This window comes from Pseudomonas rubra, assembly GCF_028656935.1.
In the GTDB taxonomy this organism is placed as follows: domain Bacteria; phylum Pseudomonadota; class Gammaproteobacteria; order Pseudomonadales; family Pseudomonadaceae; genus Aquipseudomonas; species Aquipseudomonas rubra.
Window position 1 is genome coordinate 56,220 of the sequence record NZ_JAMDGZ010000034.1, and the last position, 20,864, is coordinate 77,083.

Below are 20,864 nucleotides of genomic sequence, written 5' to 3' on the forward strand. Positions count from 1 at the left end.
AACGTTTTGCTACGAAGCCACTGAGCCAAAGCCCTATCAAAATGTTTTTTGGCGAGCCTGACAGGCTCTAGCTTGGCATAACGCTGTGAAAATTTCTGAACAGCCTGGGCTGGGGAAACGCTTGAGGCTGCACCCACGCACGCTGGAGGCCATGCCCAAAAGCTATCCGCAGCACAATACACGCTCCAACGAGGTCCAGGATGTCCCGCCACCCGCTTAGCCCCGATTCTCTGCCCAACAACTGCAAGGCCGTGCTCTATGCACTGGTAACGGCGTTCCCTGGCAAAGGTAAAACCTCGCTGCTCAAACTGCTGCGGACCATGGGTATCTGTGACCCGGGCGGCAAACTGCTTGACGTCACTACGTTGCCCGGGCTGCTGCAACTGCTACAGGACCAAGGCTGGGTCGACGTGGAGCAGCGTAACGAAGGGCAGTATTTCGTTGTGGCTGCGCAGCGGCGTAACAGTGTGCTGCTGAGCCTGCTGGGCGCCGCCGACGGTTCCCTCCGGCTATACCAGATCAACGCGAGCTTGCCTGCACTTGTGCAATGGCAAGTGCCTGGAAAACCCCGAGTACTGCAAGAACTCTGGCTGAGCCTGCTGAGTGCTGACTGCCAGCTATTGCAGCAGTCGCTGCACCTGGCGGAAAGGTTACTTCCCGTAAGTCAATGGCCTGACCAGCACCCTATGCAACTGTTGCAGTCCGATCCGACCGGACTGGAGGTATTCGGCCAGCTAGACGAGACGGTGCGTGGGCTGCTGCTCGAGGATCACCTTCGCTTGAACAACAGCCTGCTGGGGCCGGTAGGTGGCAGCTATGCATTGGCCCAGCACGAGATGATGCTCAGGCCGTCCCCCGCGCTGGGCTTGCAATTGATGCAGCAGGCACTCTGGCGAGGCGACTGGAAAGCGCTGCAGCACTACGGCGGGCAGGACTTCCCGCTGACATTCCAGAGCCTGCAGTCAATGCTGCACGGCAAGGCCAGCGAGACCCTGCAACTGTTGAGGTCTTGGCTCACCGATCAGCGCAGGCTGACCAAAAAGCGCAAAATCGACCTGCCACCGCTGCTCAATGCACTGTATTGCCTTGCGCTTATCGCTGAAAACGACAGCCAGCACCACGCCGCGCTCAAGCAGGCACTGGTGCTGGGCGAAAAGCAAAACTACGGCAGGGCCTATTCAGTGCTCTCTCAGCTGTTCGAGCAACTGCAAGGCAATACGCCAGAGTTGTCGTACTTGCGGCCTGTCGCGCTCAATGGTCTGGATGGTCTACTGCTCGCCCTCGCACTCTACTGGCTGGATGCCCCCCTCGCGCGCGAACAGGATTGGCGCAAGACGCTGGAAGATTACCGGGGTGAGCTCGATCAACAGGGCTACACCTGGCTGGCGGCAGAGTTCGACGCCTTGATCGCGGTGCAATTTGGCGTGCCACGCAAGCTTCACGATCTGCATCACGACACAGGCCTTAAACCACTGGCCACGCTGCATCAGCGCCAGGAAGCCTGGCAGCATGCACTCAGCGCACTGAGTCAGCTCAAACCGGCCAGTGCGCCGACTAGCCCGGCTGACAAGAAGACCACCCGCCTGGCGTGGATGTTGAATTTGCACAGCTACTCCAACCAGCTTGAGCCGCGCGAGCAGAAGCTTGGCGCCAAGGGGCAATGGAGCAAAGGCCGCTCCGTGGCGCTTAAACGCCTGAGGGACGAAGGTGGCAGCCTGGACTTTCTCTGCGAGCAAGACCGCCAGGCAATCAGCGTGATCCAGGCCCAGTCGTTCTATTCCCAGGTCGAGTACGCGTTACCTCTCGGCGTGGCCCTACCCAGGTTGGTAGGCCATCCGGCGCTGTTTTGGCACGACGCCCCGGACGTGCGTGTCGAGCTTCAGGCAGGCCACGCCAGCCTGCACCTTCAGGCTCAGGACGGACAGATTCATCTGCGCCTCGAGCCGCTGGGCATCGTCACCGCTGACACCTACTACCTGCACCAGCAAACGCCGACCCGCCTGCAGGTCTATTCGGTCAACAGCGACCTGCGCCAGATCGCCAAGATCATCGGCGACGGCCTGCGCGTACCGCAATCGGGCAAGGCGCAACTGATCGACGCCGTCAGTGCTATCGCCCCACTGCTGCCCATCCATTCGGACCTGCCCGAACTTGCGGTGGACCTCGAACACGAACACGCCGATACGCGCCTGTACGCACATTTGCTGCCCCTTGCCGAGGGTTTGCGCCTGCAACTGCTGGTGCGCCCTTTGGCCGAGAGCAGTTGGTTTCGCCCGGGCCAAGGCGCGCAAAACGTACTCGGCGAGCGCGACGGCAAGCCATTGCAGGTGTGCCGCGACCTGGCGGGTGAACGCCAGACGCTGCAACAGGTGCTGCATGCCTGCCCCGGCCTGGCCAACGCCAACAGCGATGGCCAGGAATGGCAACTGGACCAGCCTCAGGATGCATTGCAGGTACTGGGCGAGCTCCATGCATTGGACGGCAACCAGGTGCACTGCGTCTGGCCAGAAGGCGAACGCATGCGCATCAAAGGCCGCCTGAAGCTGAACGAGCTCAAGCTGGGCTTGCGCAAACAGGGCGAATGGTTCGTCCTGCAAGGCGAGATCGCATTCGATGACGGCAAGGTGCTGCAACTGCGCCAACTGCTGGAGCTGCTCAAGGCCAGCCCCGGACGTTTCCTCAAGCTCGACGAGCGCGACTGGCTGGCGCTTGACGAGACGTTGCGCAAGCGCCTGGATGAACTGACGCACCTGGCTGATCGGGTCACCGACCAAGGCCTTCGCCTCAGCCCGTTGACTGCACCGTTGCTAGCCGGCTTGGCCGCAGAGGTGGGCGAGTTCAATGCCGATAAAAGCTGGCAGGCGCACCTGGAAAAACTGCAGTCGCTGCGAGATTACCAACCTCAACTACCGCGCACCCTGCTGGCCGATTTACGCGCTTACCAGCACGAGGGTTTCATGTGGTTGGCACGCCTGGCTGAGTGGGGCGTCGGTGCCTGCCTGGCCGACGACATGGGCCTGGGCAAGACCATACAGATCCTGGCTATTCTGCTGCAGCGGGCCGCCAACGGGCCTCAATTGGTTGTGGCCCCGACGTCGGTAACCCTCAACTGGCTGGCCGAAAGCAGGCGTTTCGCCCCGCAGTTGAAACTGCATCTGTATCAGCAAGAGCGCAACCTGACTGACCTCGGCCCCGGCGACCTGATCATCACCAGCTATGGCCTGTTGCAACAGGACAGTGCAGCCTTCGCCGCCTGTTGCTGGAACAGCGTGGTATTGGACGAGGCGCAGGCAATCAAGAATGCCCAGACCAAGCGTTCCCAAGCCGTCATGGCTTTGCAGGCCGACTTCCGCGTGGTTTCCACTGGCACCCCGGTGGAAAATCACTTAGGCGAGCTGTGGAACCTGTTCCGATTCATCAATCCAGGGCTGCTCGGCAGCCAGGAAAGCTTCAGCAGCCGCTTCGCTACCCCCATCGAACAGGGCGATGCAGCAGCCCGGCGGGCACTGAAGGCGCTCATCCAGCCCTTCATCCTGCGCCGCCTCAAAAGCCAGGTGCTCGATGAACTGCCCCCACGTACCGAGATTACCTACAAAGTACCGCTGTCCGATGATGAGGCTCACCACTACGAAGCCCTTCGCCAGCAAGCGCTAAACAATGTCTCTGACTTGGCTCCCGGAGCAGGCAGGTCGTTTCAGATACTGACGGAAATCACCCGCCTGCGCAGGTTTTGCTGCCATCCAACGCTGGTGATTCCGGAATCGACCCTGCCAGGGAGCAAACTTCAGGCCTTTACTGCGATCGTCGAAGAGCTCTTGGACAATGGCCACAAAGCCTTGGTTTTCAGCCAGTACGTCGACCACCTGAGCATCGCTCGCACGTGGCTTGCTGAAAAAAACATCGCCTACCAGTACCTCGATGGCAGCGTACCCGCCAAGGAGCGGGAGAGCCGCGTGAACGCCTTCCAGGCTGGGGTGGGTGAGGTATTCCTCATCAGCCTGAAGGCCGGCGGCAGTGGCCTTAACCTTACCGCCGCCGACTATGTGATCCACCTCGATCCCTGGTGGAACCCGGCGGTGGAGGACCAGGCCAGTGACCGCGCCTATCGCATTGGCCAGCAGCGCCCGGTGACCATTTACCGGCTGGTCGCCGAGAACACCATCGAGGAACAGATCGTCGCCTTGCATTCTCGCAAACGAGACTTGGCCCAGAGGCTGCTGGAAGGTGGCGAGGTCAGCGCGAAGCTGGATGCCGATGCCCTGTTGACGCTACTTGCGGGCGCGGTGCACTGATTCATCGATCGCACTGATGATTACTATCGAGACGCCCACCTGTAGGCTTGGCAAAACCGCCTCCTATAATCGCGTCCAAATTTTCCCGTTCCCGCGCCTGCCTCAGGCGACAGTCCCCTTTGGAATCCAGCACCATGTCACGCGTCAACCAGGGCCCTCACGGCCTTCTCGAACATAATCAACAGAGCGTCATACAGCAGTGGCTGGCGATTCTCTCGGTCGCCGTGGGTGCCTTCGCCCTGGTTACCAGTGAGTTTCTCCCGGTGGGCGTACTCAACGATGTCGCCAGTGATCTGGGCATCAGTGCCGGCCAAGCCGGCCTGATGGTGACCCTGCCCGGCATCATGGCCGCCCTCGCCGCCCCCTTGCTCTCAGTGGGCATTGGCACGTTGGATCGTCGCTATCTGCTGATCGGCCTGACGCTGATCATGATCATCGCCAACTCGGTGGTGGCCTACGCCAGCGACTTCAGCCTGCTGCTGTTTGGCCGCGTGCTACTGGGCATCAGTATCGGCGGTTTCTGGGCGACGGCCATTGCCCTTAGCAGCCGCCTGGCGCCCAAGGGCGTGGGCGTGGCCCAAGCCACCTCGATCATCATGGTCGGTGTGACCCTGGCCACCGTGCTGGGCGTGCCCGTAGGCACCTGGCTCAGTGGCTTGATGGGCTGGCGCATGACCTTTCTGGTCACCGCGCTGGTGGGCGTACCGGTATTGCTCGCGCAGATCTTCCTGCTACCGCGGCTCACCCCCGAAAAAGCCATTCGCATCAGTGACCTGCCGGCCCTGTTCATCAATCCACAGGCTCGAGTTGGATTGATCACCGTACTGCTGATTGGCCTGGCGCACTTTGCCGCGTACACCTATGTCGCACCCTTCTTCAAACAGAATGCCGGCTTCGATGGGCCGACCATTGGCTCACTGCTGCTGTTGTATGGCGTGGCCGGGGTGGCGGGGAATATTTTCGCAGGTTTCGCCGCCAACCGAAGCGTGCGTCACACGCTGTTGCTGGTCGCACTGATGATCGCCATCAGCACCGCCCTGTTCCCGTACTACGCCACTGGCATGACTGGCGCCGCGATGCTGATTGCACTGTGGGGCTTCGCCTTCGGCGCCTTCCCCGCCTGCGCCAGCATCTGGATGTTTGTGGTAGCGCCCAAGGATGTCGAACGCGGCATGCCACTGTTCGTCGCCATGTTCCAGGTGATTATCGCCTTGGGCTCGTTCTTCGGCGGGCAGATCGTCGACCAGTTGGGCAGCTCGGTACTCTTGAGTTTAGCCACGGCCCTGGTGGGCTGCGGTTTTGTCACTGTGCTGGTGATGGGGCGCAACGTCAGCAATAGCCTGGCGGCCCAACCCTGCTGACAGATCGATGTCGATGCGGCTGTCTGTGTGAGAGCGGGCTTGCCCCGCGAACACGGGCGCAGCCCGTGCCAGGCAACTCCATTTCCGGGCCGGCCTCTTCGCGGGGCAAGCCCGCTCTCACAAAATAAACTGCCGCAAAAAGTTACGGCAGTTAGCTGGCAGCCTCACCACTTGTAAGTCAAATCCGCCGTCACCGTCCGCTCCGCACCCAACAGGCAGCCTACGCTGGCGAAGCATCCCGCCACGTAATACTTATCCGTCAGGTTCTTCACGTTCAACTGCGCCTTCAGGCCATCGAGGCTGGCGTCGGCCTTGCCGAAGTCGTAGCTGAGCATCGCGTCCATCACCGTGTAGTCCGGTACCTTGAAGGTGTTCTGCGCATCGCCGAAGGTCGAGTCGGTGTAACGCACCCCCGCGCCGAAGCCAAGCCCGGCGAACAAGCCTCCCTGCACGGTGTAGTCGGACCACAGCGACGCCAGGTGCTTCGGAGTACGGGCCGGGGTCTTGCCCTTGTTGCTCATGCCAGCGGCGTTGGGGTTGTCCTGGCTGACTTCGACGTCGTTGAGGCTCCAGGAGGCGATCAGGTTCAGGCTGCTGACCGGCTTGAGCACGGCCTCCACTTCGATCCCGCGCGAGGTGACTTCACCTTCCTGAACGCTGTAGCTCGGCGCCGAGACATCGGTGGTCAGGACGTTCTTCCGGCGCAGGTCGAAGGCGGCGACGGTGAGGTAGCTGTCGTAGCCGCTGGGCTGGTACTTCACCCCCACTTCGTATTGCCGGGCGGTTTCCGGCTCGAACGGCGAGCCGCTGCGGTCGGTGCCCGAAGTCGGGATAAAGGATTCGCTGTAGCTGATGTAGGGAAACACCCCGCTGTCGAACAGGTAGCCGAGGCCAAGGCGACCGGTGAAGTCCTCCGCGTCCAGCGTGGTCAGCCCGCCGGTGGTGCGGCCGCTGGCCACGTTATAGGTGCGGCTGTCGGTGTCCTGGCTGGCCCAGTCGTAACGCCCGCCCAGCGAGGCGACCCATTTGCCGAGCTTGATCTGGTCCTGCAGATAGACACCCAACTGGCGGCTCTTTTCCGAGGTGCCGAGCTGGCTGGTGTAGCGCGAGGTATCGACCACCACACTGCGGTCCGGCGCATAGATATTGATGGCTGGCGCGTCGCCCGTCTGCACGTCGTTGCTGCGCCGGCTGTGTTGATAGTCGACGCCGCCGAGCAAGGTGTGATTCAGCGGCCCGGTATCGAATTTGCCGAGCAACTGGTTATCGACCGCGAAATTGTCGTTGCCGTAGTCACGCAGTTGGTAATAACGGTTGAGGGTGGTACCGGCGATCACCGCGCTGTTGCGGTACAGCTGGTGCTCGTAGCCGGTGAAGTGGGTGTAGCGGGCGTTCTGGCGCAAGGTCCAGGTGTCGTTGAGGGCATGGCTGAATTCGTAGCCGAGGCTGGTCTGCTCGGACTTTTCGGCGTCGAAACCGGGCTCGTTCAACGAGCGGTGACGCGGTACCCGGCCATTGGGATTGGAGCCGTCGAACAGCGAGTACGGCATATTGCTGGTGAACAGGTTCTTGTTGCGCTGGTAGGACGCCAGGATCGTCAGCGAGGTGTCTTCGTCCGGAGCCCAGGTCAGGCTCGGCGCAACATAGACACGGTCGTCCTTGATGCCGTCGATGCTGTTGTCGGCATCGCGGCCGAGGGCGACCAGGCGATACGCCAAGGTGTTCTGCTGATCCAGTACATCGCCGACATCGGTATAGGTCTGCAGCCGGTTGTCGCTGCCGGTGGAGAAACCCACCTCACGATGGGCGGCGAAGGTCGGGCGCTTGGACACGAAGTTCACGGTACCGCCCGGCGAGCCCTGGCCGTACAGCACCGAGGCCGGCCCCTTGAGCACCTCGATACGCTCCATGCCCCACGGCTCCGGTGCGTAGTAGCCGATCTGGTTGTTGCGCAGGCCGTCGGTGTAGGCGTTGGCGTTTATCTGCTGGAAGCCGCGCACCATGATGGTGTTGTCGGTGGGGTTGTTGCCGGCGACACCGGCGTGCACGCCGGCGGTATAGCCCAGGCCGTCACTGACGGTTTGCGCACCCTGGGCGGTCAGGCGGTCGCGGGTGACCACGGAGATCGACTGGGTGGTTTCCAGTAGCGCGGTGTCGGTTTTTGTGGCGCTGCTGGCGCGGGTCGCCAGGTAGCCATCCACCGGCCCGTTGGGGTTTTGCGAGGCGAGCACGCCCTGGATGCTGGTGGCGTCCAGTTGCAGCGCCGCGCCCTGCTCCGCTTGCGGCACCAGCACAAAGCCTGCGGCGGTCTGGGCGTAGCTGTAGCCACTGCCGTTGAGCAGATGACGCAAGCCCTCCTCCACGCCATAGCTGCCGCGCAGACCATTGCTGTGCAAGCCGGACACCAGGCGCCCCTCCACCGCCAGGTCGATGCCGGCCTGGGCGGCGAACTGGCTGAGTACATCGCCCAGCGCACCCGGCGCAATGTTGTACTGCACCGCCTGCTGCTTGGCATGGGCCTGTACGGCGATCCCCAGCGGCAGAGCACAGGCCAGCTGGACAGCGAGGAACAGCGGTTTGAACCGGGCGCGGTTACGTGGTTGCGGCATGGTGAAGCGTCTCCCAGTGTTGAGTTTCATTCTCATAAACTCAACGGACCACCGGGAAAAAGGCGAACCACGCTCCCGAACTTTTTCGACGGATCTATTTTTCGCGCAGGTTTATCCGGGTAATCCACGGCGTGAGCCGGCTGACTTCGATCGGCAAGCTGGCTTCGAGCAGTTGCAGCGCGCGCTGCGGATTGTCCAGCGGCAACGAGGCGAACACCTGAATCTGCGCGAGCGCCTCGCGGTCGAAGCTGAGCACCCCGGCGTACTGCCGGCCCAACTGCTCCAGCACCTCGGGCAGCGACACGCCACGGGCCAGCAGGCGGTGTTGCTGCCAGGCCTGATCGGTGGCCTGTACGTCGATCGGCTGCACACCCTCGAGGCCGTCACGGCGGATGCGCAACTGCTGCCCCGCCGACACCACCGCCTCGCCCGGCCCTTCACTTGGGCGGGCCAGTGTTGTCGATTCGAGCATGCTCAGGTCAGTGGCGTCGGGCTGCCGGGTGACCACAAAACGTGTGCCCAGTGCGCGGATACTGCCGTCGCCGGTCACCACCAGGAATGGCCGTTGGGCATCGGCGGCCACGTCCACGCGGATTGCGCCGCGCAGCAATTGCACTTCGCGCCCGGAGGCGCTGAAGTGCAGGTTGACCGCGCTGCCACCGGCCAGAGTCAGGCGGCTGCCGTCCTCAAGGCGGGTTTCCTGCCACTGGCCGGGGCCCGTGTCGAGGTCGGCAAACAGTAAGGTATTGGGGTAGTGCTGCCAGGCCAGCCAGCCGGGCACCAGCAGCATCAGGCCGATGCCCAGCGCAGCGCCCAGTCGCTTATTGCGCCGACCTCGCTCACTGAACTGCATTTCGCCATCGATCAGCCGGTGCAGCCGGCGACCACCTTCGGGCGCCTGGCGAATGCCGCGCAGGCTGGCCAACAGCCGCTCCATGCCTTGCGCGGCCTCGGCGTGCGCGGGGCTGAGTTGCTTCCACTGCGCGTATTCGCGTTCGCTGTGCTCGCGCTCGGCGGCGTCATCGGCACTGAGTAGCACAAGCCACTCGGCCGCCTGCTGGCTCAGGTCATTGCCCTCGCTCATGAAGGGTCACGCAGCGACTGACAATGCAGCAGCACCTGTACCAGGTACTTCTGCACCATGCGCACGCTGACCCCCAGGTGTTCGGCGACCTGTGCCTGGGGGTGGCCTTCGAGGTAATGCAAGAGAAAGGCTTCCCGGGGCTTGCTGCCAAGACCGTCGAGCAACCGGCAAATCTGCTCCAGCGCATCGAGGGTTTCCCAGATGCGCTCGGCGCTCGGCGCGCCGGGATGTTCCAGGGCAAGCAGGGCCAAGTCTTCCAGGTAGGCCTTTTCCAGACGCTGGCGACGGGCACGGTCGATCAGCAGATTGCGAGCAGTAGTTGCGATGTAGCCCCGCGACTGACTGGCCTGCAGCAGAGCGTCGCGGGATGAAAGGATGCGTAGAAAGGTGTCCTGAGCCACATCCGCCGCGTTGTGCGCACAGCCGAGTTTCTTGCGCAGCCAGCCAAACACCCAGCCGTGGTGTTCACTGTAGACATCGTGCATCAGCTTGTTGGAATCAGCCACGGAAGTAGGCTCGGCAACGGGCGGGATTGAGAATTTATCTCATTACTGAGTGAATGTGAACGTGGAGAATACCTCGGTCGGCCTCAAGCTCAGCCCGATGCATGACAACGACCTGGCCTTCTCCTCGTTGGGAAGGCGAAAATAGCGCGTGATCAAATCAAACTGCGTATCGGTGGCCGCGGTCATTGGCAAAGCTAGCAGCCACCATCATCGTCCAGGTGGTAGCGAGGCCTGTAACGTATCTAGGTCGGCTATCGGGAGTTCAAAGCTTTCCAAAGCCAGCATGCTGCCGTTGGAGAGTTGCCAGTTGTAGAAGTCTGAAAAGTCGTTCTTAGTCAGCGCGCGGATTGTCTTTGCAACGAAGCCGTGCGCTACAAGAAGAACACGCTTCGATGGATATCTCGATTCTAGATCTATCAATCCGTCTCTGACCCGCTTCACAACGTCGACAATCGACTCTCCGCCGGTTGGCCCGAGACTCCATTGACGCGTAATGTTTTGCGACCAAAGCTGCGGATATCGCGCTCTTGCGTCTGACTGGGTCAACCCCTCGAAAACCCCCACATCACGCTCTCGAAAGCAGTCCATTGTCTGGGCTGGGAGATTGAGCCTCTGGTTAAGAATACTGGCGGTTTCCATTGCCCGTAGACGTGGAGATACAACAAGTGCGTCCAGCTGATTGGGCAAGTTCACCCCAAGCGCTTGAGCTTGCTCACGTCCACGTTCTGTAAGCGATGGGTCGAGCGATCCCAGATAACGGTGTTCGGCATTCGCCCAGGTTTCACCGTGCCGCACGACATACAAATCCATGAAATCCATCTCATCAGGTTGAAAGCGGGGGATTGTATCAACCTGGAAGTACCCGGCGCAGATGATCTAGATCGCCTGCTTTGGGTCGGACTCTGCCGTTCGTGAGGGGCCGCTTCGGGTCGATTAGCGATCATCCACAAACCAAGCTGTCGGCCGTGATCAACTAAACGGCGAACTCAGTGGCCAGAGCCATGATAAGTTACACCACTTCCTGGGACACGATCGGAATTCCCGAGTAAACGATCCGTTAAACTGAGTAGTGCGCCAGCAAGCGCTCATACACTGCTGTGTCCCGGGTGATCAGTAGCAGGCTTGGACAGCCGCCGAGCAGAGCATGCACTGGTCGCAAATCAGCAATTTGCGACCAGAACTCGTCGACCTTGGCACCGTCTCCGAAAGGTTGAAATGCGATCGCACTGCTAAACCGGGAGAGCGTAGTCATATCTGGCAAACGCTCAAAAACATACCACTCATCAAAGCCTGGTGTGGGCAACTGAGCGATATCCGTAACCATGGGGCTGATCGCCAAGTCACCCACAGGTTGCCACCCACCGGCGATCTCGGCATCGCTGAGGTGATAGCGCCCGCTATCCGACCAGGCGATTGCTACATAGCGGCCCAGTACCAGCTGAGGGTGCTGGCGAATGACGTCGCGCAAGTTGACATCGTATCCCTCGTTCCAATCAAGAGCGCTGTAGCCGAGGCGCGAACCGGTGTGCAGTTCGGCTGTCATGTGTTTTCCTTTCAGGGCGGTGACGTAGGTAGGTCTATCTACCGTTTGATACCGTAAAGGGTCTTTAGCTGCTCCGGCGTCAGCTCACGAATTTCCTGCTTGCGACTTACGCTGAATTTTTCCTTGTCAGCGTGCACATCTGCGGGAACATAACGCGCGCCATATTCAAAATTGCCTTTACACGTTTGCACGAGCCATGCGCCGATACGGATACCGTTGGCGCCAACGCTGATAAGGTACTCGTCAAGCTGACTCACGCAGCCGTCAGGAAAGTCCGCCTTAATCAGACGCGACCATTCCCGACTAATGGCATCGTCCGCCATGCACGCGACAGACGTCAGGAGAAGAACAAGACCAAGGGTGAATTTATTGAGTTTGAACATGGCGGCAATTCTTTTCGCGTGCGTGGGGTGGGACAGTGTCCAGCAGTACGTGCCGGCCAGCGAATATACCTTAAAGATTTCACCTGCTCCCAGATGTCAAAAATCGACTCGACGCCCCCCCTCAGGATGTCATGTGCTTCGTACCATTGACGAGACAGAGCGAGTTCACAAAAATAGCCCTCCGTCTAAGGGAGGACTGAGTCATGTTCAAGTTGCACCAAATATGGAAACGCTCCGACGAAACTACAGCGATTGTCTATTACTGCTTCGAGGACCTGAGCAATGGAAAATTCTGCGTTCAGCATGCAGATTTCTTTCGAAGCCCTTCGGACGAACTCAAGTTACGCAGTGATCAGCGGACCATTGAGTTGTTTATCGAGCAAAGCCCCCGGGATCGCTGTCATTGGGCAGAATCCATCAGGTTGGCAATCGAGCTGCACGATGCGGATTTTGCAAACTTCAACACTACAAACTCTCATCAAGAAACTTGACCACCGTCCCCATGCAAGCCACTCGCTCCTCCACATGAGGCATATGGCTTGAGTTCTCGAACAGTGCCCAGCGGATGCCGGGGATCAGGTCCAGGTAGGGTTTGACCACCAGCGGCGTGGCTTCGTCGTAGCGCCCGGAGATCAGCAGGCTTGGCACGTTGATTTGCGCCAGGCGGTCGACGATGGTCCAGTCCTTGGTGCTGCCAATGATGTGGAACTCGTTGGGCCCGGTCATGGCGTGGTACACGGTGGGGTCGGCATCGACCTGGGCGAAGGTGCGGGCCACCTCGTCCGGCCAGGGGTTCAGGCGGCATACGTGGCGGTCGTAGAACACGCGGGTGGCGGCGATGTAGTCGGCGGCGGTGTAGTCGCCCACGGCTTCATGGCGCAGCAGGGTGGCCTGCACGTCCTCGGGCAGTTTTTCGCGCAGGCGGTTGGCCTCCTTGACCCAGGTGCGCATGTCTGCCGGCGAGTTGGCGATCACCAGGCAACGCAGGCCCGCCGGGCGCCGTACTGCGTGTTCGCTGGCCAGCATGCCACCCCAGGACTGGCCCAGCAGGGCATAGCGCTGACTGATACCCAGGTGCTCGAGCAGGTTGTCGAGCTCTTCGAGGAACAGCTTCACCGTCCAGAACGACGACGGCATCTGCGGCAGGTGGGTCGAGCGGCCATTGCCTAGTTGGTCATAGTGAATGACCGGGTAGCCACCGGCCGCGACATCCTTGTAGGCATCGACATAGTCGTAGGTGCAGCCCGGCCCTCCATGCAGGATGACCAGCGGGGTGCGACCACAATCCAGGTCGCCGGTGACGCGGTACCAGGTTTGATAGTCGCCGAACGGGGCAAAACCTTCATGCGATTTGATGAGTTCCATTTCATCCGGCTCCGTGCGAATCGTTGAGCACACAATATCGCTACGCACGGCCCGGCATAACTAGAGAGTTCTCTAGGTTTTCGGATTTTTTACCACTCAGGTGTCGAGCAGACGGTAGTGCACCGCGCGGGCGACCGCCTGGACCCGGTTCTTCGCCCCCAGCTTGTGCATGGCCGAGGTCAGGTGCAGCGACACTGTGGCCAGCGAGCGGTTGAGAATCTCGGCGATCTGCGTCGCGGTCAGGCCGTCGGCAGCCCAGCGCAGGCACTCGAGCTCACGGCGGGTCAAGCGGATGGCGCGCACGGCAGCCTCCTTGCCCAGCAAGGGATAGGCCGCTTCCTGCAAGGCATGGGCGATCAGGCTGAAGTCGGTGAGGTTGTTGCGGGCATCGTCCAGGTCGCGCTGGCTGGCCTGGGGCCGCAGCCCGGTCAGGGTCGCCAGCCCGCCGCGTGGCAGATGGATGGGCACGGTGACGCCGCAGGCCAGCTGCGCATCGCACAGATAACCCACCACCGGCGCATGGCGCTGATCGAGCAGGCGCTGCAGAACGGTCTCGCCCTTGGGCAGGTACGACCAGGCGAACGGTGCGATGGAGGAAACGGCCAGGTGCTGTACCGGGTCGATCTGGTAGAAGCCTGCGCTGCACCACAGGTCCTGCCAATCCTTCGGGGTCTGGCGCAGCCTGACCACCGAAGGGGTGATCAGCTCGCCGAGATGGTCCAGCGGTACCGGGCTGTAGTCGTACACCAGGGCATCAAAGCCCAGTTGCGCCGCAAGGGCAGCGACGCTGTCCATCTGTTCGTCCAGGCTACTGGCCAACGACAGACGAGTATGGAGCTCAGCCAGCTTGGCCTGCATTCCTTGCACTCCTGTGTATATACCCTGTTGGATTTCCATCTTGAAGTCCGCCGAGTAGAATGCCACGGCTCGGCGCGGGACTGCCAGACAAAACCTATAAGAAATACTAGCTTGTAGGCGGCGCACTCTCCTGCGCAGGGTATAGCGTTAAGCCATTGCCAACAGGAGAGTAGCGATGTGGCGTGAGATGCAAGCTGACCAGCAGTTCAACGTATCGGTCGATGGCCACAATCTGGTGGTGTACAGCTTTGGCGAAGGAGATGAGGTGCTGCTGTGCCTCAACGGCGGGCCGGGCCTGCCCTGCGACTACCTGCGCGATGCCCATGCCTGGCTCAAGGATAAGGGCATCCGCGTGGTTGCCTTCGACCAGCTGGGGACCGGCGCCTCCGACCGCCCCGACGACGACAGCCTGTGGAACATCACCCGTTACGTAGCCGAGGTCGAGCAGGTCCGCCAGGCCCTGGACCTGGGGCGTGTGCACATGCTGGGGCATTCCTGGGGCGGCTGGCTGGCGATCGAGTACGCCATCCACCATCCGCAGTCGCTGAAAAGCCTGATCCTGGAAAACACCGTCGGCGATATCCCGCACCTGATAGGCGAGCTGGAACGCCTGCGCAGCGCCCTGGGCAGCGAAACCGTGGCGATGATGCAGCGCTACGAGGCCATGGGAAACCTCGACCATCCCCAGTACCAGGCAGCCATCACCCTGCTCAACTACCGCCACGTGTGCCGCCTCGACGAGTGGCCCGCACCGGTCAAACGCTCGCTGGGCGACTGGAACATGGGGCCCTATACCACCATGCAGGGCCCCAACGAGTTCCTCTACATCGGCAACCTCAAGGACTGGAACCGCCTGGAGCACATGCGCGAGTTCCGTATGCCGGTTCTGATCACCACCGGCCAGCACGATGAACTGACCCCCGCCTGCGCCCTGCGCATGAAACTGGCACTGCATGAGCAGACCGAGCTGCACGTGTTCGCCAACAGCAGCCACATGCCGTTCTACGAAGAGCCGCAAGCCTACTTCCCGGTGTTGCTGGATTTCCTGCAGCGCAACCGGGGCTGATCGATGAACCTGGCACGCTACCGGTTCGTCCTGATCCGCCCGTTGCAACTGCTGCCGGTGCTGCTGGGTATCAGCATCATCACCTTCGTGCTGGTCCGCTCGATTCCGGGCGATCCGGCGCGGGTGTTGCTGGGTGCGCGCAGCACCCCGGATGCGATCCAGAAGATCCGCGCCCAGTTTGGCCTGGACGAGCCGATCTGGGTGCAGTACCTGTACTTCCTGAAAAACCTGCTCAACGGCGACCTGGGCAAGTCGCTGTTGTACAAGATCGACGCCCTGCCCCTGATCGCCAGCCGCATCGAGCCCACCCTGATGCTGGTGCTGGGCAGTGTGTTGCTGGCGCTGCTCATCGCCGTGCCGCTGGCCATCCTCGCCGCCCGCCACAAAGGCGGCTGGACCGACAACCTGATCCGCCTGTTCACCACCGCAGGCCTGGGCCTGCCGTCCTTCTGGCTGGGCCTGATGCTGATCCTGCTGTTCAGCGTGCACTGGGGGCTGCTGCCGGTGTCCGGTTATGGCCGGACCTGGGCCGACAAGCTGCAGCACCTGGTGCTGCCCTGCCTGACCATCGCCCTGGCGCTGTCGGCGGTGCTGGTGCGCAACCTGCGCGCCAGCCTCCTGCTGGAGATGCAGGCCGACCACGTCACCGCGGCCCGCGCTCGCGGCCTTGGCGAAGGCGCGTTGCTGCGGCGCCATATCTTGCCCAACGCCATCGTGCCGACGATCAACCTGCTGGCAGTCAACATCGGCTGGCTGATCAGCGGCACCGTGGTCATCGAGAGCCTGTTCTCCCTGCCCGGCATCGGCCAGTTGCTGGTGCGCGGCATCTTCACCCGCGACTACATGGTGGTCCAGGGCGTGGCCATGGTGCTGGCCTGTGCCACAGTGGCGGTGAACTTCATCGCCGACGTGCTGACCACTGCCCTTGATCCGCGGGTGAAGATCCAATGAGCCGCAGCCACAGCCCCACGCTTTCGATCCGCTGGCGCCTGAGCTGGAACCTGGGCAATGGCCGCCTGACCCTGTATTGCGGCCTGGCCATCGTGTTCGGTTGGTGCCTGCTGGCGCTGTGTGCGCCGTGGGTCGCCCCGTTCGACCCGCTGTTGCAGAACGCCGAGTTGCGCCTGGCCGCCCCCAGCCTGGCGCATCCCTTCGGCACCGACAACTTCGGTCGCGACGTGCTGTCGCGGGTGATCTGGGGCGCGCGCATCGACTTGCAGATGGCCCTGATCGGGGTGATTTTTCCGTTCCTGCTGGGCACCTGCATCGGCGCCATTTCCGGCTACATCGGCGGTTTGCTGGACAACGCCTGCATGCGCCTGATCGACATCGTCCTGGCCTTCCCTTTCCTGGTGCTGATGCTGGCGATCATGGCCATTCTCGGCCCCGGCCTTGGCAGCTTTTACATTGCAATGGCGCTGGTGGGCTGGGTGTCCTATGCACGGCTGATCCGCTCACAGATCCTCGTGCTCAAGCACAGCGACTTCGCCCTGGCCGCCAGGAGCCTGGGTTTTAGTCACCGGCGCACACTGTTCGGCCACCTGCTGCCCAATGCCCTGTTCGGCTCGGTGGTGTTCTGCATGTCGGACGCCGTGCTGGTGCTGCTCAACGGCGCCGCCGTCAGCTACCTGGGCCTTGGCGTGCAGCCACCGACCCCGGAGTGGGGCACGATGGTGGCCGAGGGCCAAAGCTTTATCACCCGTGCCTGGTGGATCTGCACCTTCCCGGGCCTTGCCGTGGTGACCCTGGCCATGGGTTTCAGCCTGCTGGCCGACGGCGTCGCCGAACGCCTTGGAGAGCGCTCATGAGCACACCTTTGCTGCAAGTCCGGGAGTTGAGCGTGATCGCCCGCAACGACCGCCGCGAAGTCACCCTGGTCGAGCGCCTGTCGTTCGACCTTGGCCAGGGCGAGATCCTCGGTCTGGTGGGCGAAAGCGGCTCGGGCAAGACCCTGGCCTGCCGTGCCCTGATGCGCCTGCTGCCCTCGCCCAACCTGCGCATCGAGGGTAAGTCTGTGCACCTGGCGGGCCACGACCTGCTGCAACTGGACGAGGCCGGCATGCGCCGCCTGCGCGGACGCGAGTTGGGCATGATCTTCCAGAACCCCAGCAGCCACCTGGACCCGCTGATGCGCATCGGCGAACAGATCGCCGAGGGCATCCGCCTGCACCAGGGTGCCTCGCGCCGCGAGGCGCGGGCCGAAGCCATCGACGTGCTGCGCCAGGTCGGCATTCCCGATCCAAAGTCGCGGGTCGACAACTACCCCCACGAGTTCTCCGGCGGCATGCGCCAGCGGGCGATGATCGCCGTGGCCCTGGGCTGCAACCCGAAAGTGCTGATCGCCGACGAGCCGACCACGGCCCTGGACGTCACCGTGCAGGCGCAGATCCTGCGCCTGCTGCTGGAGCTGCGTGACCGTCGCGGCTTGTCGATGATCCTCATCAGCCACGACCTGGGGGTGGTGGCGCAGACCTGCGACAGCATCGCCGTGATGTACGCCGGACGTCTCTGCGAGCATGGCGGCAAGCACGAACTGCTGGCCCATCCACGCCATCCGTACAGTGCCGGGCTGCTGGCCTGCCACCCTGCGCAGCAACCCCAGGCGCGGCTGATGAACAGCATTGCCGGGCAACCGCCTCTGCTCGATGCCCTGCCCTCAGGCTGTCGCTTCGAACCGCGCTGCGCCCAGGCGCTGCCGCTGTGCCGCGAGCAGCTACCGGAGCTGCATGAGAGCGGCCCCGGCCACCGCCTGGCCTGCCACACCCCGTTGCTGGCCGGAGGCCCGTCATGACCACGCTGTTGCAGGTCAATGACCTGCATGTGCAGTTTTCCACCGCCGGCGGCGGCCTGTTCGGCCTGCGCCCGCACACAATCAATGCGGTCAACGGCGCCTCGCTGACCCTCGCTGCCGGCCAGACCCTGGGCCTTGTGGGCGAATCGGGCTGCGGCAAGAGCACCCTGGCCCGGGCCATCTTGCACCTGAACCCGGTCAGCGCTGGGCAGGTGCTGTTTGACGGCATCGACATGACCCAGGGCCGCAAGGTCGACATCGCCCGCCTGCGCCGCGAGACCGCGATGATTTTCCAGGACCCGTACGCGGCGCTCAATCCGCGCCAGCGCATCGGCCAGATCCTCGCCGAAGTCCTCCAGGTGCAGCGCAAGGTGCCCACCGAACGGATCCCGGCGCGGGTCGCCGAACTGCTCGAGCTGGTCGGCCTGCGCGCCGAGCTGGCCGAGCGCAAGCCCGGCTCGCTCAGCGGCGGCCAGTGCCAACGGGTCGGCATTGCCCGGGCCCTGGCCATCGAACCTCGGTTGATCGTCGCCGACGAATGCGTCGCCGCCCTGGATGTGTCGATCCAGGGGCAGATCATCAACCTGCTGCTGGCGCTGCGCGAGCGCATGGGTCTGGCGCTGCTGTTCATCACCCACGACCTGGGCGTGGTGCGCCGGCTGTGCGACCGGGTGGCGGTGATGTACCTGGGGCAGATCGTCGAGGAAGGCCCGGTGGATGAGGTGTTCGATGCGCCCCATCACCCCTACACCGCCGCGCTGATCCAGTCGATCGCCGACATCGACCCGGCCCGCCGCCTGCCAGAACGCCCGCTGGCCGGCGAGCCACCGAGCCCGCTGCAACTGCCGTCGGGGTGCGCCTTCCAGCCACGTTGCCTGCATGCGCTGCCCACCTGCAGCGAAACCGCGCCGCCCAGACACGCACAGGGTGCCCGGCGCCATGCCTGTATCCATCCGCGGCCGCCGTACTGACACAACAACCATGACCATCAAACGGAGCTTGAGCATGAAACCCACCGCATTGAAGTTACTCACCGCCGCCGTGCTGGCTGCCAGCACCCTGGCCGCCGGCATGGCCCAGGCAGCCGGCGTGCTGACCATCGGCTGCCGTGAGGAGAGCACCACCTTCGACCCGATCAAGAGCGCGCAGAACCGCGACAGCTGGGTTTTTGCCAACGTCTACGACGTGCTGGTGCGCGTGGACAACAGCGGCACCCGGCTGGTCCCGGGTCTGGCCGAAAGCTGGAAGGTCTCCGACGACGGCCTGACCTACACCTTCAAGATCCGCGAGGCCAAGTTCTCCGATGGCTCGCCGCTGAGCGCCAGCGATGCCGCGTTTTCACTGCTGCGCATCCGCGACAACCCCGGTTCGCTGTGGGCCGACTCCTACAAAATCATCGACAAGGCCGAAGCACCAGACGAGCGCACCCTGGTGGTGACCCTGAAGAACAAGTCGGTGCCGTTCCTTGCGCAACTGGCCACCGCCAACGTCTCGATCCTGTCGAAAAAGGCCATGGACGCGATCGGCGAGGAGGCCTACGCCCAGGAGCCGGTGACCTCCGGTGCCTTCAAAGTTAAAGAGTGGCTGCGCGGTGACCGGGTGATCCTGGAAAAGAACCCGCACTTCTGGGAGGCCGACAAGGTCAGCCTGGATGGCGTGGAGTGGATCTCCATCCCCGACGACAACACCCGCATGCTCAAGGTCCAGGCCGGCGAGCTGGACTCGGCGATTTTCGTGCCCTTCTCCCGTGTCGATGCCCTGCGCAAGGACCCGAGCCTGACCATTCACATCGACCCTTCGACCCGTGAGGACCACCTGCTCATCAACCACGAGAAGGGTGTGCTGGCACAGCCGGCGGTGCGCGAGGCGATTGACCTTGCGATCGACAAGAAGGCGCTGGTGGACACCGTGACCTTCGGCCACGGCGAAGTGGCCTATTCGTACATTCCCAAGGGCGCGCTCTATCACAACGCCAACAACCTGCAACGCCCCTTCGACCCGGCCAAGGCCCGCGAGCTGTTGAAGAAGGCTGGCGTCGAGGGGCTCAAACTCAACTACGTGGTCAACGCTGGCAACGAGGCTGACGAGCAGATCGCCGTGCTGGTGCAAAAGCAGTTGGCCGATGTCGGCATCACTGCCAACCTGCAGAAGGTCGATCCGACCCAGAGCTGGCAGATGCTGGTCGATGGCGACTACGACCTGTCGGTGATGTACTGGACCAACGACGTGCTGGACCCGGACCAGAAGACCACCTTCGTGCTCGGTCACGACACCAACATGAACTACATGACCCGCTATCACAACGACAAGGTCAAGGATCTGGTGGCGGCGGCCCGGGTGGAGATCGACCCGGTCAAACGCAAGCAGATTTATCAGGAGCTGCAAAAGCTGGCCAAACAGGACGTCCATTGGATCGACCTGTACTACAGCCCGTACATCAATATTTCGCGCAGCAATATCCAGAACTTCCTGCAAAATCCGCTGGGGCGCTTCACCCTCGAAGAGACGGTGAAACTGCAAGCAGGTGAAAAGACCGCGCAGAACTGAAGCCGTCAATGCCGGGGCCGTCCATCGGGGCGGCTCTGGCTGCAGGCCTTACTTAATCATCAAGGCAGAATAAAAATTAAACGATCACCCATCGCTTTGCTGGCGATTCTATCTCTCACACCAACAGCGCCAGTCTTCGCAGACACTGCCAATGGCAAGAACCTCTACGCGCAAAGGTGCGCCGTGTGTCACGGCACTGATATCAAGGGGACGGGACCGCTGGCCAATAAAAGCAGCCCGCCAACACCTGACCTTACCTCGTCGAACTTCAAGCAGCGGCTGAAGGAGTACCCGGGCGTTATTGTGTCATCCGTCATACTTCGCCCCAATGGCAACCTGATTCCCAAGACGTTGCAGGAGAACGGCGTAAAGATACCGCCGCACGCCTGGAGCGTTCAGGATCTGCGCGACCTGAATCAATACATGAGTGGTGTGATTGCAAAATCACGACGTGCTTAA

The 20,864-nt window shown here is 62.3% G+C and carries 18 protein-coding genes; 10 read left to right on the forward strand and 8 right to left on the reverse strand.

From position 1 onward, the window contains the following. Window positions 1–200 precede the first annotated feature (200 nt). Both M5G17_RS16135 and M5G17_RS16140 read left to right on the forward strand, forming a co-directional pair. On the forward strand, window positions 201–4,292 hold the full coding sequence (locus M5G17_RS16135) for a DEAD/DEAH box helicase (RefSeq protein ID WP_273893907.1): 4,092 nt from the start codon (window positions 201–203) through the stop codon (window positions 4,290–4,292). 134 nt (window positions 4,293–4,426) lie between these two features. After that, window positions 4,427–5,653 (forward strand): MFS transporter, encoded by a 1,227-nt coding sequence (locus M5G17_RS16140; RefSeq protein ID WP_273893908.1) that lies wholly within the window; start codon window positions 4,427–4,429, stop codon window positions 5,651–5,653. A 164-nt stretch (window positions 5,654–5,817) separates the two neighbouring features. Here M5G17_RS16140 and M5G17_RS16145 read toward each other — a convergent pair whose 3' ends face one another. The 6 genes from M5G17_RS16145 to M5G17_RS16170 form a co-directional block, all read right to left on the reverse strand. Further along, window positions 5,818–8,262 carry a TonB-dependent siderophore receptor gene (locus tag M5G17_RS16145; protein WP_273893909.1) on the reverse strand — a complete coding sequence of 815 codons (2,445 nt, stop codon included), beginning with the start codon at window positions 8,260–8,262 and terminating at the stop codon, window positions 5,818–5,820. Window positions 8,263–8,356: 94 nt separating this feature from the next. Next, a complete protein-coding gene (locus tag M5G17_RS16150) occupies window positions 8,357–9,346 on the reverse strand; it encodes a FecR family protein (RefSeq protein WP_273893911.1) in 990 nt (329 codons plus the stop codon). Beyond that, entirely contained in the window at window positions 9,343–9,831 is a 489-nt protein-coding gene (locus M5G17_RS16155) for a sigma-70 family RNA polymerase sigma factor (RefSeq protein ID WP_273893942.1), read from the reverse strand. Before M5G17_RS16155 ends, M5G17_RS16150 begins: the two co-directional genes overlap by 4 nt. A gap of 228 nt (window positions 9,832–10,059) precedes the next feature. Further along, window positions 10,060–10,662 carry a histidine phosphatase family protein gene (locus M5G17_RS16160; protein ID WP_273893913.1) on the reverse strand — a complete coding sequence of 201 codons (603 nt, stop codon included), beginning with the start codon at window positions 10,660–10,662 and terminating at the stop codon, window positions 10,060–10,062. A gap of 247 nt (window positions 10,663–10,909) precedes the next feature. Next, on the reverse strand, window positions 10,910–11,395 hold the full coding sequence (locus tag M5G17_RS16165) for a hypothetical protein (protein WP_273893914.1): 486 nt from the start codon (window positions 11,393–11,395) through the stop codon (window positions 10,910–10,912). A 38-nt stretch (window positions 11,396–11,433) separates the two neighbouring features. After that, window positions 11,434–11,778: a hypothetical protein gene (locus tag M5G17_RS16170; protein ID WP_273893915.1), complete on the reverse strand. Its 345-nt coding sequence runs from the start codon at window positions 11,776–11,778 to the stop codon at window positions 11,434–11,436. A 203-nt stretch (window positions 11,779–11,981) separates the two neighbouring features. Between M5G17_RS16170 and M5G17_RS16175 the strand changes: the two genes are divergently transcribed. Continuing rightward, window positions 11,982–12,269: a hypothetical protein gene (locus tag M5G17_RS16175; RefSeq protein WP_273893916.1), complete on the forward strand. Its 288-nt coding sequence runs from the start codon at window positions 11,982–11,984 to the stop codon at window positions 12,267–12,269. On the opposite strand, the gene M5G17_RS16180 is transcribed toward M5G17_RS16175, so the two are convergent. Next, a complete protein-coding gene (locus tag M5G17_RS16180; protein WP_130264447.1) occupies window positions 12,244–13,143 on the reverse strand; it encodes a proline iminopeptidase-family hydrolase in 900 nt (299 codons plus the stop codon). The two genes, M5G17_RS16175 and M5G17_RS16180, sit on opposite strands and share 26 nt — an antisense overlap. A gap of 96 nt (window positions 13,144–13,239) precedes the next feature. Beyond that, a complete protein-coding gene (locus M5G17_RS16185) occupies window positions 13,240–14,001 on the reverse strand; it encodes a LuxR family transcriptional regulator (protein WP_273893917.1) in 762 nt (253 codons plus the stop codon). Window positions 14,002–14,176: 175 nt separating this feature from the next. Here M5G17_RS16185 and M5G17_RS16190 point away from each other — a divergent pair, with 175 nt between their 5' ends. The 7 genes from M5G17_RS16190 (at window position 14,177) to M5G17_RS16220 (ending at window position 20,864) form a co-directional block, all read left to right on the forward strand. After that, entirely contained in the window at window positions 14,177–15,067 is an 891-nt protein-coding gene (locus M5G17_RS16190) for a proline iminopeptidase-family hydrolase (protein ID WP_273893918.1), read from the forward strand. Between the two features lie 3 nt (window positions 15,068–15,070). Next, a complete protein-coding gene (locus M5G17_RS16195; RefSeq protein ID WP_273893919.1) occupies window positions 15,071–16,018 on the forward strand; it encodes an ABC transporter permease in 948 nt (315 codons plus the stop codon). Continuing rightward, window positions 16,015–16,875, forward strand: a complete 861-nt coding sequence (locus M5G17_RS16200) for an ABC transporter permease (RefSeq protein ID WP_273893920.1) — start codon at window positions 16,015–16,017, stop codon at window positions 16,873–16,875. Before M5G17_RS16195 ends, M5G17_RS16200 begins: the two co-directional genes overlap by 4 nt. Then, complete coding sequence (locus tag M5G17_RS16205; RefSeq protein ID WP_273893921.1) at window positions 16,872–17,858, forward strand: ABC transporter ATP-binding protein; 987 nt, start codon at window positions 16,872–16,874, stop codon at window positions 17,856–17,858. The genes M5G17_RS16200 and M5G17_RS16205 overlap by 4 nt, the downstream gene beginning before the upstream one ends. Beyond that, a complete protein-coding gene (locus tag M5G17_RS16210) occupies window positions 17,855–18,829 on the forward strand; it encodes an ABC transporter ATP-binding protein (RefSeq protein ID WP_273893922.1) in 975 nt (324 codons plus the stop codon). The genes M5G17_RS16205 and M5G17_RS16210 overlap by 4 nt, the downstream gene beginning before the upstream one ends. A gap of 34 nt (window positions 18,830–18,863) precedes the next feature. Further along, window positions 18,864–20,405 carry an ABC transporter substrate-binding protein gene (locus M5G17_RS16215; protein ID WP_273893923.1) on the forward strand — a complete coding sequence of 514 codons (1,542 nt, stop codon included), beginning with the start codon at window positions 18,864–18,866 and terminating at the stop codon, window positions 20,403–20,405. Window positions 20,406–20,480: 75 nt separating this feature from the next. Beyond that, entirely contained in the window at window positions 20,481–20,864 is a 384-nt protein-coding gene (locus M5G17_RS16220; protein WP_273893944.1) for a cytochrome c, read from the forward strand.